Below are 13304 nucleotides of genomic sequence, written 5' to 3' on the forward strand. Positions count from 1 at the left end.
CTCCTTTCTGGGGAGGTACTCCTACAAATACTATACCAAACTGTTCACGTAATTTAGGGTTTTGAAACTACCTCTAGTCAAAATCGTGACTCTGCATTCAATCAACTACTGGAATCCAATATATGACTCAAGGATAAACTGTTTACCATGAGCTGGACCACCAAAACTACAATTAAGACTCTGCTGGGGATCAGTGACACATCTCTGGATACGGTGATTGAACTACTGATCCCCCAGGCAGAGGCCATGGTCAAAGGTTATCTTCAACGGGAGGTCGAACAGGCTACCTATACCGAGTATTACAGCGGAACGGGGGACCAGACCCTGGTACTGAATCAGACCCCGGTGCAGTCTGTTACTTCAGTCCATCAAGACCTCAACGGTTTTTATGGGGACGGCACGGACGCCTTCCCTGTTTCCTCAGAACTCGTCCAGGGGACAGACTTTGTGCTTCGTAAAGATCACGCCACAGCAGCGGAGATCAGCAATAGTGGAATTCTCTATCGGCTGGGAACAGTCTGGACTCGCCCCGACATGACACAACGTGGACAACTTGCCCGCGCTCCCGGGACGGGGAAAGGCAACATCAAGGTCGCTTATACCGCAGGCTGGGAAACAGTTCCAGCCGATATCCAGTTTGCAACCAGCAGACTGATCACCTCGATGCTGGAATCTCGCAGTCGTGCCGGGCGGATTCAGTCGGAGTCAATCGAGGATTACAGCTACTCCCTTTCTGGGGTAGAGGCTGAAACAATGTTGCTGGACTCCGTCAAAGGTTCACTCGCCCGTTACAGGAAGGTGGTGATCTGATGGTAACACCCCAGCTACTGGACTACCTGTATCTGAAAATGCCGGGAACAGAACCAGTCACCCTGACTACACGCAGAGGTGCCAATAACGACACCACGTCTACGGTTTCGATTTCCCATGCCTGGATGAGAGACATTACTCATGATGACATAGTCAAAGGCCTGGTAACTTCTGCAAAAGAAGCGATGACCTGGAATATTCCCAATGTGCTTTTAGCCGGTTCTGAAATAGAAACCGGAGACACGATCACTGATGCAAACAATGTGGCCTGGACCGTCATGTCAATCTCGCGGGTAAGATTGAGAACCCACTGGCGCTGCATCTGCAGGAGGGCGAAATGACCGCGATTCTCGAAAATATTCTGACGACGATCCAGGCTGAAATACAAAATCTGAATCTGACTGAGATTGCCAATGAGCATGTGCATATTCAGAAATTACCTTCCACACGAAATTTTACGTCTGCAGATTTTCCAGCCATTCTGATTTCACCCGGAAACCTCAAACATAACCCGGCAGAAGGCACAAATTTACGGGATCAGATCGAATATCAGATCGGCATCTATATCGTCGATGCAGATAACCAGAACCAGACGATCAATCGAGGAAAGTACCTCAGTTGGTACGAAACCATATTGAAACAGTTTCGCACACCTCGATTATCAGGCGTCGGCACAATCGTAAACAGCTATGTCGCTCCCGGGCTGGTGGTGGATCCAGCCTGGTTCGAAGCGGGAGAGTTTCATGCAGGGGTATCCCTGTGGTTTATCAGTTGGGAGACAAGATCGTGAGCCATGAAGTCGTAACCACAGATACAGAGTTTTTGAAAATCAGCACCAATACTTTTGGGGCACTGAGATTCAAGACCTCAAATGAAAATGAGGCGGTCAAACTGTATGCCGATCAGATCAGCACGGACCACCGGAAGTTCACGGCCAAAGAGGCACGTGAACTCCCGGGGTTCAAAGTCGTCACCGTTAAGGACAAGCAGCGATGCCTGAAACCATTACAGAAGCCCAGCTCGGAGACTTCCTCCAAGGAATCGCCGACGCCGTAACCAAACCGGATGTGCCCGACGCAATGCAGGCTGCTTTAGGGGTGACCAAGGGAGACCTGGCTGCGGGGTTTCAGACGAGCACAGCACCGGACGGTTCTCCCTGGGCACCATTAAAAACACAACGGCCACCAGGTCACAACCCTGATCCTAAACCGTTAATTGATACTGGGAGACTTCAGGACTCAGTGGGGTATCAGGGATCAGACCACATTGAAGGAGTCAGCGGGGAAGGGTTCACATTGGGAACCAGCGTCTATTACGCCGGCGTCCACCAGGAAGGATCGCAGAAAAAGAACATCCCCGCCCGAAAGTTTATGGGCTTCAGTGAGGAAACATTAGACACAACAGCGGATCTGACCGCAGATTCCATCGTCAATCAGATCAATAAGTTATAGAGGACAGTACCATGCCTGCAGATCCAGTAGTAAGCCGCTTAGTAACGATAGCGATTGATAGTGCATTGCCTTTTGACACGTCATCCATCCCTCTTGAATTCGTGGGAAGTGAGACGCTCCACGAAGAGGCAGACATTGTGGCAACTGATGGGATGCGGGGAACCATCGATCACAATAAAGAGCGCACTCGAGAAGGACTGAAAAAAGTTTCCGGATCAATCAAGGTTCCCTGCTCTCGGATCGTTCTGGATGCCCTGCTGCCTTACATTACAGGGGGGAATGAGGCGACCAATATATTCCCATTGGAGCAGACCCTGCAAGAGTTTGTAATGATGGTCGACCGCGGAGCGAAGGTCTACACCTATTCGGGGTGCCGAATTGCCCGGGCTAGTTTCAACGCCACTCAGGGACAGATCCTGATGCTGGACCTGGACATCGAGGCTGAGACGGAAACCACTGGAGATGCCGGCACATTCCCCTCTTTGACGTTCCCGACCGAAAAGCCTTACATCATGAAGGATGGCGTATTGACGCTTCTGGGTTCCACACGTGAGTTCTCTGAGTTCAATCTGACTATTAACAACGTTCTGGACACGGAACGGTATGAGAACGCTCTCACGCGTTACACGATCCCCATTACAGACCGAACGATCACGCTGGCCACAAATCACCCCTGGTCGACAGATCACACAGACCTCGAAAAGCAGGCGCTGGATGGTGCCGCTGGAACAGCCGTGTTCACGAATGCTGCTGTGTCTGGGGATGTGCTGACCTTTGCCATGGCTGCAGTGCAGTACAAGAACCGCACGGTCACAAGTCAGGGACAGCCCACTATGCGGTATCCTCTCGAGGGAGATGTCCGAAGTTCCGGATCCACCGCGCCGCTGATCATCACCAATGCTCACTCATAATCAGGTGAGTAAATTATAATTTAACCACGTTCATTTAATGAAAGACACGACATGGTAGCAAAGAGCTATATTTCAGACGGGTGCACCGAGAAAGGTCTTATCAAAGAAGTTCCCCGCTTGCACGGGCCGGTAAGGTTCGAATACCGGGTGATGCTGTCCGACAAAATACGCGAGGTCCTGCATTCATGGGACTTGATCTCAGCAACGGAAAAAACGCGCCGGATCCATGCAGTGATCATCAAGCAGATTGTAAGCTGGGATCTCGAGGTAGACGGCAAGACCCTGCCGATCGATTCCAAGACCCTGTCCCGTCTGAAACGGAACATTGTTGAAAAGCTGTTTAACATTGTCATGCAACTGGATCTCCCGGACGAGGTCGAGCCATCCGAAGAACTCGATCTGGATAAGGTTCTTGGTGGCGATGGCGAAGATGGGGATGGCGACGCAAAAAACTAGTCGAAGGGGTGGGGCTGTTACTGCTCCACCCCGATCTCTATTTCCGCGACTGCCAGCACTGCCTGAAGTACATCTACGACGAAGAAACTGCCGAATTGCAGAAGTTCCACGGTGAACCATGTAAACGCGTTGTGCCGGCTCCCTGCTGTAACCCCAAGCACCCGAAGTTCCCCGGCAGTTGCCCTAAGGGGACCGCGGAGAAACCGAAGGTCCTGAGCTCAAAAAACGCCAAAACCTACCAGCATTGGAAAGAGTGTAAGGCCGTGGGGCAGTTCCCGGACGACGACATAGTGCGACAAAATGCCGCTATTATTCAGGAGATCGTCGATTCAGTGGCCGAACACAAGCAATTAGAAATGATGTCTATGATGATGATGGGTAAGACCATGGGATAGAGCCGTTCAATTGAGGCGGCTTTTTCCAGGCGATGATCTAGTCATCGCCGTTCATTTGCCCAAACTTATGTAGTGCTTTTAACAATGACTGAGATCAGTTTCCCCAGGAGGAGGGCGCCTGATGTGGCAATGATGAAAAAGATTCCGTAGGCAAGGTTGTCGTAGAGGGTCTGACGTTCTGCATTCTGGAGCGTCTGTTTGGCCTGCTCGATCTGCTCTGCCTTTTCTATGGATTCTTTATGGGTGGGTCTGAGTGAGGCGATCATTGGGACTTGAAGAATATGAGTATAAATAAGAAACCAGCTATAACAAGCATGGCTAGAAAGACTCCAGCGATTTGGCGTCTGGTTGTTGCGGCACGTTTTTTGTCTTCAACGAGCTCATGCAAAAGTTTTCCCTCGTCTGAAAGGTTGCGGTATTTGGCGATTTCGCGGGCTTCGTCTTCTGCTTCCTGTATTTTCTTTTCGAGTCTTGCTTCGTATTGAGAGGGGATGCCAAACCATTCTTTTAACAAACCAAATCGATCAAGAACTGCGTAAGCCACTATCGGAATACAGATAATCCCAAAAGTAACAAGGGTTCCAATATCAATGATTTTTTCAGCCAATGTAAAAGCCATAGATCAATCCTCTCAGAAGAGAATGAATTACAGGACCCAGTTGACATAGTAAATTATGGCGCCGGAAAAGATGCAAGTGAGAATAAAAATGAAGAGACTGAATTGGAAATCCGACATTTTCTGTTTAGCGAGCAGATGCAGGTGTTGAAGTTCTGGTGATAACTTAGCAAATTCTTCCGCCTCTTTTTGTTTTCTGGCCTTCTTTTTTTGATGTTCAGATGGGAGATCAAACCACTTTGTTAACAAGCCAGTACGATCAAGAATGGCCAATATGCCAATGCCAAAAGCAATGAGACCGAGAAGTATTAATACTCATGTATTCTTACTTTCTGAGTATGACAAAAGGCCAACTAGTACAACCATAGCAAGCCTGAGGTAAAATAATGGTAGATGCACAAAGAAATGTAATCATCTCCCTGAAACTAACAGGTGACCCAAATAATCAAAATATAGCCAAACAGGTGAACAGTCAAGTTCTTGATGCAGAAAAGGTACGCACTCAAGTTATCGAAACTGAAGCAAAAAAGAGGTCAGACACAGCTAAACTGGAATCTCGTGAGAGAGAACGCATCCTTTTGGAAGCCGCAAAAGAAGCTGAAAAAAAACAGAAAGAGCAGGCCAAGGCAGAGGCAGCTGCGCAGAAAGAGCTGGAGAGATCAAGGCTTAAGGCTGAAAAGGAGGCACAAAAGGAGCGGGATGCCATCGCCAAAGCAGAGGCGCGTGAGCTCGAGCATAACCTCAGGGAGAAGGTCAAAGCTGCTGAACGTGCAGAAAAAGAAAGAGTAAAAGCAGCTAATCTCGCAAGCAAAAAGGCGATAGCGATCCAACAGGAAGAAGCAGACAATCTTGCTGATATCCTGAATGCAAAGGTGAAAAATCAGCAAAAGGAAGCTCAAGCTGTCTCAAAGTACCGTGAGTCAATTGATGATAAAATCAAAGAAACAAACAAGCTTTATGCTGAGTCGAAACAAAGGGCAAATGAAGCTGCTATGATTGCTGTTCAAGGGCTGGCTGACATCGTCAAAGGATCAGCCAAACTTGGACTGGTGTCAGAAGATAACCTGCAAAAATTCCTGAAACTATATGATATTGTCCAGGAAGGGATCAGCGTCTTCAAGGGGGCTTCAGATGTCTGGTGGAAAGGCAGGGAGGCTCTAATCGCTCTCAGTTCTGCTACCAAGGCACAGGTGGCAGCTAACGAATTGTTGGCGGCAAGTAATTCTATAGTGGCAGGAAGCCAGACAGCTGGGGCTATCGGTGGTGGTACAGTAGCAGGTGGTACGGCGCTAGGTGGTCTTGCTGTTGCTGGTACAACAGCTGCGGTTGCAGCGGCAGTTGTAGCTGCTGGTCTGATACTTCATGACACATTGAAAACTATAACTGGTCTGTTTGTTGATCGTAACCGGCCCACAAAATACACCTTGACGGCTGTTGTATTCTGCATGTGTTTCAACCACCAGCATATTCAGGAGCAAAAGCGATGTCCGCATCCCAGTCAACCCCGCGTGCCGACCAGCGACGGAACCCGAACCGTGAAGCGTTCTGGCGACAAACCCTTTCAGACCGACTGCAGTCCGGACTCTCGATCCGTGCCTTCTGTCAGCGTGAAGGACTGAGCGAACCAGCTTACCACTACTGGCGGCGGGAACTGAAAAAGCGGGATGCCGAGACAACCGCTGCAGCTTCCTTTCTGCCCGTTGAAGTCCAACTCCCTGCCACGCCGATTGAAATCGTGTTCTCACAGGGCACCTCGGTTCGCGTCGGAAACGGCTGTGATCAAACCACGCTCGAAACCGTGCTCGCCGCGCTGGAGCAGCGCGCATGCTGAATCTGCCCACCCGCATTTATTTCTGCACGGTCCCCACCGATATGCGAAAAAGTTTTGACGGCCTCCTGCGAATGACCGAAGTCTACCTGCAGCAAAACGTACTCGACGGGGGACTGTTTGTGTTTCTCAACAAAAAACAGGATCGGATCAAGCTGCTGTACTGGGACCACGATGGTCTGGCCATCTGGTATAAACGGCTGGAAGCGGGCACATATCAGCGTCTCTCCAGCCCGGAGGGCACACATGGCCTACAACTGTCCTCCACCGACCTGGGGCTCCTGCTGCAGGGCATCGACCTGACCAGCGTGCAGCGCAGAAAACGCTATCAGATTTCAGAAAAAGTATCGACTTCATAAAAAAACAGTTCCCGCCTGACAACGATTATGTTAAGACGTGGAACATGAACCAGAAACGATCCTCATTGCCGAACGACGTCCAATCCTGCCATGATATGATTCACCAGTTGGGTGAGACCGTGGGAGAGCAACAGCGGGAAGTCGAGCAACTCAAACATTTCATTGAGCGGCTGCTGCGACAACGGTTTGGCGCCCGTTCTGAAAAGATCGCCCCCAATCAAATGAGCCTGTTTGATGAACCCGAGGCTGCAGAGGAAGTTGCTGAACCCGAGGACGATGAACCGCCTCCTACTGCGGTTTCCGCACATCGTCGTCGTGGCGGCGGCCGCAACAAGCTGCCCGACCATTTACCTCGGGAACGGGTAGAACATGACCTGACCGAATCGGAAAAACGCTGTCCCTGCTGCGACCAGACACGGCAGCGGATCGGAGAAATCAGCCACGAACAGTTAGAATTCATTCCTGCCAGCCTGAAAGTGATCGAGCACGTACGTTTCAAATACGCGTGCCGGGAGTGTGAAGAGCATGTGGTGCTGGCGGCTGCTCCTGCCCGGCCGATTGCCAAAGGCTTCGCCGGCCCCGGCTTGCTCTCGACGATCCTGGTGGGGAAATACTCAGATCATCTCCCCCTGTATCGTCATGAATCCATTCTCAGCCGGAATGGCGTACAGCTTTCGCGGAGCACGATGAGCCGCTGGGTACTGGAAACTGCGGAATTACTGCAACCGCTGACTGATCTGATGAAAAGTCGCGTTCTGCAGTCGCATGTCATGCATACGGACGATACAACGATTCCCGTCCAGGACCAACGGCTTTCCCGCACGCGGACCGGCCGGTTCTGGGTTTACTGCGGCGATGCCGGGCATCCGTATTCGGTCTATGATTTCACCCCGAACCGGGAACGCGCCGGTCCCCAGGCGTTTTTAAAACACTTTCGCGGTTATCTGCAGGCAGACGCGTATGCCGGTTACGAAGAACTGTACCGGTCAGGCAGGATTCAGCAGGTCTTGTGCTGGGCGCATGCGCGACGCAAGTTTTACGATGCGCGGACCGTGCAGCCGGAAGCCGCACACCGGGCATTATTGTTTATCCAGCAGTTATACGCGATTGAACGGGAAGCCAGCGATCTGCAACAGCCGGCGGACTGTGAACGCTGGTGGCAACACCGCCGACAGTTGCGACAGGACAAGGCGTTACCGGTTCTGGAACAGTTCCGCGACTGGTTAACAGAGACATCGCGTGTGCTATTACCGAAAAGTCCGGTGGCAGTCGCGATGCAATATCTGTTAAGCCGCTGGTCCGGTTTTACGCGGTATTGTACCGAGGGCATTCTGTCGATTGACAACAATCTGGCCGAACGCACCTTGCGTCCCTGTGCTATCGGCCGGAAGAATTATCTATTCGTCGGCAGTGATCGGGGCGGCGAGGCCGCCGCCGTGCACTACAGTCTGATGGCCAGTTGCAAAGCAAACGAAGTAGAACCGTTTGCTTATCTGAGAGATGTGCTGAGTCGGATAACCGATCACGCCGCCGATCGTCTGGAAGAACTGCTGCCGGACCAATGGCTGAAGCAACACCCCGAATCCCACCGCCCCCGCCGACGATGAACCGGCAGTGATTCAGTTACTCATGACTCTCAAAGGCATATCTTTCGATGCCCGTTGATAGACCGTGTATTTCCTGAAACGGTTACTGTTGATCTGGGAGAGGATAGCGGCAGGGCCACAGATGCAATGATCAGCCAGCGCAAAGCTTATAACGAAGCAGTCGAGGCTATCGAGCGCACCACCAGAGCTGAAAAGGAAAGGGCTAAAGCTTTTGAGGAACGTGATGTCTATAAGATGATCACTGAAGGCCGGATCAGTCTGCAGTCTGACTTGCGAAGGGCAGGAAACGTTACTGAAGAGTCCCAGTCAATTTCCGGCCTCGATTATCGAGGCAACTTTACCCCCGGTGGAGAGACAGCGCTCCAGCAGGCAGATCGGGAGCGTCGAGAAGCGGCACAAGAGGTCTTGGCATCCGAAAAAGAACTGGCTGATTATAGGCGAGAGCAAGAATACCGAGCATCTCAAAATCTGTTTCAAAATAAAGAATTGACATTAAGTATTCTTCGGGACAACGAAGAAACTTACCGAAGGCTCTACGATGCGGACAAAAACCGACTGGCTGTCATACAATCCCAGAACCAGGCATTGAAGGATCAGCTCAAATCCGAAAAGGAAAAGCTGTCTACACTCCAGGAGGCGAAGCGGGCCGAGGAACAGAGTCTGAAGTCCAAGCTCGGACAACTCAGCCCAGGTCTTCGAGACCGAACGATTGAAATTGCAGAGAAGATTAAATCCGGAGAGAAGATTGACCGGAGAGAAGCCTTACTACTTAAGGAGGCGGGGGTTGGACAGGAATACGTCGACGATTTTTATGCAAGGCAAACGGAAGGTGTTCGAGGTGCTGATACATTCACGGAAGTATTTGGATCGAAGAAGCTTAAGAAGGACCTGTCTGAGACTCAGCAGAATGTTGACAAGAAAACTGGGCAGCTGAATCAAGGTTACCAACAGGAGAGGCAGGCAGCGGAAACCGTGAATACGACCGCAGGTCTACTGCAGCAGGCAACAGAAGCACGCGTTGCCCAGGAAGCAGAATTAAAAGTCTATCTGAAAAGCCAGATTAAACGAATGCTCGAGAACGTGCAGACGATCCAAGAGGCAGGATCAGATGCTGCTGATGCAATCCACCAACAGGGAATGGCCACCATCAATGCAATCAAGTCTATGCAGGATGAAATTATTCAAAGTCAACAAGAGCTAAAAAAACAGATCGATCAATTTCAGTTGAAACAAAATGGATACAACAACCCATGATCTTAATCTACGGCGACTACCAGCACCCGGATAACGAAGCCAACGTCATTATTTCCCGGCAGGGGTTGGAGGCGGAAGACGGCTTTATCTACGGATATACGGAAACGTGGAATATCACAGGGGTTATGCACGCGGAAACAGATAAAGAACTGGTCACAAAAATGGCCCAATTGGTAGAGGGTTATGAAGCACAGGGTAAAGACCTGACATGGAAAAAGGGTAGTACGATCATGCACCAGTTGGTCAGCTTGAACACTCTGGCTGGCACTCGTGTAACAGTTCCTCCCCACTTCCCGCGCAACGGAAACGGGGAATTGACCACCTTCCGATCTTATGCCATGACCGTTGAAGCAGATATCAACTTCACACAGATCAATTTGGAAGAACCTCAGGTACTTAAATATGAAGAGTCATTGAATTACACAGGTACTGGAGGGGCAAAGTTTTTCTTGCTTCCCACCATCAAAGGGGCTTTTCAAAAACAGCAGCTTACAGAGTCCTCACCCGTGCAGATGGTTCAATCTGGAATAAAAGTGGGTTTAGGTGCTTATCCTGCTGTCAATGCCCCCCTGTTCCCTTATTACGAGCACGTAGACCGCCGTCAGATCAACTATGCAGCCACGCGCAGAAGAAACGGTCTGGATATCGAATTTCCAACCCACTGGTCTTACACATTCGAACACAACGCAGCCTTTTAAAGGAAAGAGAATATGACATCACATATCTGGATTGGCGGGGCACCTGCCAAGGCTAAAGTAGAAACGGTCTCCATCCCCACGGACGTTGAGGCCGGGCAGATTGTGTCGTTCACAATCGGCAATAAAACACTCGAAGTGACACTCACAGGGACCACTCAGGCCGCTGTGGTATCGGAATTAGTGGCAGCCTGGAATGCATCGACCGAGCCAGAGTTAGCTGAAATCACGGCATCTGCGGGTGTTGACTCAAACGGTGATGCAGACGGGACCATCGACCTGACTTCAGACACTGCAGGAAAACCCTTTGCAGTTACTGTCGCCATCGGATCAGGAAACAATGAAAAGCAGGTCGTCACTCTCGGTGGAACCGCGGCAACCGGTGGAGCATTCACGCTAACTTTCAATAGTGAAACCACGACCACCATTTCCTACAACGCCAGCGCAGCCACAGTGCAATCGGCACTCGAAGGGCTGGCCAGCTACAGCTCGGGTGACTTCACTGTGACGGGTGACGCCGGCGGGCCGTGGACGGTTGAATTCACAGGAACTCTTGCAGGAATCAATGTTTCGCTAATGACGATAAACACCTCTGGTCTGACTGGGGCTGTGAATGAAGTCCAGACTATATCGAGCCCCAACAATCCGACTGGGGGTACGTTTACGTTATCATTTCGTGGAGAGACAACAGGAAACATTGCCTATAACGCGAGTGCCGCAACGATTCAATCGTCTTTAGAATCGCTAAGTACGATCCCGACAAGTTCAGTCTCCTGTTCTGGTGGTACACTTCCGGGAACCGATGTGGCCGTTACATTCCAGGGGGCACTTGCGGAAACCGACGTAGAATTGCTCGTCGTCAATTCTGAGAATCTGACGGGTGTAAACGGCACCGTGACGGAGACGACCGCCGGGGGCAGCGCACTCGCAGAAAAGTGTAATTACTATTGGACGTTTGACGGCACTTGGACAGAAGGCGGTAGTGGTACACTTTCACCGTATTCGACGACCTATGATGAAATAGTTGGAAATCTAAACTATGTTGCAGACGGTAAAATTGACGTATTTTCGTGGGCATACTATGGCGTCGGCGGGGTCATCAATGATGGAATTAAGATTGATGGCGGTGCAACTCTTTATTATTCCGCAATTGGTGCATTTGATGAAGACGAACCCTTTACAATATCTCTTTTTTTCAAATCCACGCAGACATCAACCGGTTCAAAATACGTATTTTCAAAAGGCGATCCCGGATCATACACGCCGGATTATTATTTGCTTTATGATTCTTCTACCGGTTATTTTACATTTGCCTATCAAAAAAGTGGCGGATTCCATAGTGTCACGACAACAATTGCAGCGCCGACTAACGCTTGGCACCATGTGCTATGCGTTTATGATCCAGACAATTCAACAATCAAAATCAGTGTAGACGGTGCCGCATTTGAATCTACAACCGGATTAACCATTGGGTCAACGACCGCGTCCACTGTCAAAAGGCTACGTTTCGGCATTGGTGGCGGGAGCTATATTAATGCTAACGGTTTCATTGATTGTCTTGGCATATTTCCATCGGCGCTTTCGCTTTCAGAAGGAAATGATTTATACAACAGTGGCAATGGTCAGGATTACCCATTCGCGGCATCTGGTACTAACGAAGTACAAACGCTCTCTCTAACCGGTTCACCGACATCGGGGAGTGTCATTCTATCGTTTCAGGGGGAAAGTGTTGAAGTACCCTATAATGCGACCGCTTCTGAAGTTGAGGGGTATCTTGAGTCACTGTCGTCGATCGGTATCGGCAACGTAAATGTGACCAGTGGTGCATGGCCGGGTACCGATATTGTGGTGGAGTTTATTGGCGCTTTCGCGATTCTGGACGTCGAACTGATCGAGATCGACACATCCTCATTGATTATGAAGACGGCAGAGACTACCAAAGGGGTGACTGCTCCTACCGGCACCGTCGCGACCACCGTCACCCCACTAACGCAGTCAACCACGACCCCTAATTCCGGCCCGAACAACTGGGATGTCGCCGCCAACTGGGACAGCAATTCTGTCCCTGCCAGTAGTGACATTGCCTACATCTCCGATAGCGATATCGACATTCTGTACGGTCTCGATCAGTCCGCTGTCACGCTAGCAGAGCTACATGTCGAGTCGACCTTTACCGGTTCAATCGGGCTCCCGCGAAAGAATACCGATGGCACCTCATCATATTCTGAGTACCGTGAACAGTATCTGAAGATCGGTGCGACGGAGCTGTTCATCGGTGAGAAGAACGGTGACGGCTCCGATCGCATCAAGATCAACCTTGGGTCGGTGCAGACTACGGCCCTGATCGTCGATTCGGGAGACAGCCCGGACGGAAACACACCGCCGATACTGCTGCTCGGATCTCACGCCAGCAACGTGATCAACGTCAACCGCGGGTTCCTGGGGATCGCTTACTACCCCACAGAGACGGCGACCGTGGCTACAATTCGCCAGGCATTCATCGATGACGCCACCGACGATACAACGGTCTACTGTGGAGCAGGGACTACCCTCACGAACATCATCAAGAGTGGCGGGGAACTGACCCTCAATTCGAACACGACTTCCCTCGAACAGACTGCCGGAACCACCAATATTTATGACGGAGCACATACGGTACTGAATGTTCTGGCCGGAACGTTGAACTACAATTCCACCGGCACCTTGTCGGCAGTCAACCTTTCCGGAGATGCAGTGCTCACGTTCGATCAGGACCGCCGCCCGAAGGACGTGACGATCATCAATAAATTCAGCGATGACTCCGAGATCTATGACGAGTCAGGCAGCATCGCCAGCCCGGTAATCGATCTGGAAAACTGTGGTGATCTTTCAACCCTGCACATGGGCAAAGACTTCAAGCTGACATTCGGGGCAACCACATAA

15 protein-coding genes are annotated in these 13304 nt (G+C 50.7%); 14 read left to right on the top strand and 1 reads right to left on the bottom strand.

Annotated elements, in window-relative coordinates; all coding sequences use genetic code 11:
- Positions 1 to 147 precede the first annotated feature (147 nt).
- The 7 genes from Enr10x_RS28350 to Enr10x_RS28380 all read left to right on the top strand — a co-directional run bounded on the left by Enr10x_RS28350 (position 148) and on the right by Enr10x_RS28380 (position 4023).
- Entirely contained in the window at positions 148 to 810 is a 663-nt protein-coding gene (locus Enr10x_RS28350) for a phage head-tail connector protein (RefSeq protein WP_145452421.1), read from the top strand.
- A complete protein-coding gene (locus Enr10x_RS28355) occupies positions 810 to 1151 on the top strand; it encodes a hypothetical protein (protein ID WP_145452423.1) in 342 nt (113 codons plus the stop codon). Before Enr10x_RS28350 ends, Enr10x_RS28355 begins: the two co-directional genes overlap by 1 nt.
- Positions 1148 to 1600 (top strand): hypothetical protein, encoded by a 453-nt coding sequence (locus Enr10x_RS28360; RefSeq protein ID WP_145452425.1) that lies wholly within the window; start codon positions 1148 to 1150, stop codon positions 1598 to 1600. The genes Enr10x_RS28355 and Enr10x_RS28360 overlap by 4 nt, the downstream gene beginning before the upstream one ends.
- Before the next feature lie 202 nt (positions 1601 to 1802).
- Positions 1803 to 2261: a phage virion morphogenesis protein gene (locus Enr10x_RS28365; protein WP_145452426.1), complete on the top strand. Its 459-nt coding sequence runs from the start codon at positions 1803 to 1805 to the stop codon at positions 2259 to 2261.
- An 11-nt stretch (positions 2262 to 2272) separates the two neighbouring features.
- Complete coding sequence (locus tag Enr10x_RS28370; protein WP_145452428.1) at positions 2273 to 3172, top strand: phage tail tube protein; 900 nt, start codon at positions 2273 to 2275, stop codon at positions 3170 to 3172.
- 51 nt (positions 3173 to 3223) lie between these two features.
- Positions 3224 to 3628, top strand: a complete 405-nt coding sequence (locus tag Enr10x_RS28375) for a hypothetical protein (protein WP_145452429.1) — start codon at positions 3224 to 3226, stop codon at positions 3626 to 3628.
- 8 nt (positions 3629 to 3636) lie between these two features.
- The gene (locus tag Enr10x_RS28380) at positions 3637 to 4023 is read left to right on the top strand and encodes a hypothetical protein (protein ID WP_145452431.1); all 387 of its coding nucleotides are present in this window, start codon (positions 3637 to 3639) and stop codon (positions 4021 to 4023) included.
- Between the two features lie 262 nt (positions 4024 to 4285).
- On the opposite strand, the gene Enr10x_RS28385 is transcribed toward Enr10x_RS28380, so the two are convergent.
- Positions 4286 to 4642 (bottom strand): hypothetical protein, encoded by a 357-nt coding sequence (locus Enr10x_RS28385; protein ID WP_145452433.1) that lies wholly within the window; start codon positions 4640 to 4642, stop codon positions 4286 to 4288.
- A 383-nt stretch (positions 4643 to 5025) separates the two neighbouring features.
- On the opposite strand from Enr10x_RS28385, the gene Enr10x_RS30130 reads away from it, so the two are divergent.
- From Enr10x_RS30130 to Enr10x_RS28415, 7 genes are all read left to right on the top strand, one after another.
- Complete coding sequence (locus tag Enr10x_RS30130; protein ID WP_197997408.1) at positions 5026 to 6258, top strand: hypothetical protein; 1233 nt, start codon at positions 5026 to 5028, stop codon at positions 6256 to 6258.
- Complete coding sequence (gene tnpA, locus Enr10x_RS30720; RefSeq protein WP_390621367.1) at positions 6228 to 6470, top strand: IS66 family insertion sequence element accessory protein TnpA; 243 nt, start codon at positions 6228 to 6230, stop codon at positions 6468 to 6470. The genes Enr10x_RS30130 and tnpA overlap by 31 nt, the downstream gene beginning before the upstream one ends.
- Positions 6464 to 6826, top strand: coding sequence for an IS66 family insertion sequence element accessory protein TnpB (gene tnpB / locus Enr10x_RS28395; protein WP_145448703.1), 363 nt, complete (start codon positions 6464 to 6466; stop codon positions 6824 to 6826). Before tnpA ends, tnpB begins: the two co-directional genes overlap by 7 nt.
- A 44-nt stretch (positions 6827 to 6870) precedes the next feature.
- Positions 6871 to 8433, top strand: a complete 1563-nt coding sequence (gene tnpC / locus Enr10x_RS28400; protein ID WP_232093133.1) for an IS66 family transposase — start codon at positions 6871 to 6873, stop codon at positions 8431 to 8433.
- 126 nt (positions 8434 to 8559) lie between these two features.
- Positions 8560 to 9687, top strand: coding sequence for a coiled-coil domain-containing protein (locus Enr10x_RS28405; protein ID WP_145452435.1), 1128 nt, complete (start codon positions 8560 to 8562; stop codon positions 9685 to 9687).
- Entirely contained in the window at positions 9684 to 10385 is a 702-nt protein-coding gene (locus tag Enr10x_RS28410) for a hypothetical protein (protein WP_145452437.1), read from the top strand. Before Enr10x_RS28405 ends, Enr10x_RS28410 begins: the two co-directional genes overlap by 4 nt.
- A gap of 12 nt (positions 10386 to 10397) precedes the next feature.
- Positions 10398 to 13304 carry a LamG domain-containing protein gene (locus Enr10x_RS28415; protein ID WP_145452439.1) on the top strand — a complete coding sequence of 969 codons (2907 nt, stop codon included), beginning with the start codon at positions 10398 to 10400 and terminating at the stop codon, positions 13302 to 13304.

It is taken from the genome of Gimesia panareensis (assembly GCF_007748155.1).
In the GTDB taxonomy this organism is placed as follows: Bacteria; Planctomycetota; Planctomycetia; order Planctomycetales; family Planctomycetaceae; genus Gimesia; species Gimesia panareensis.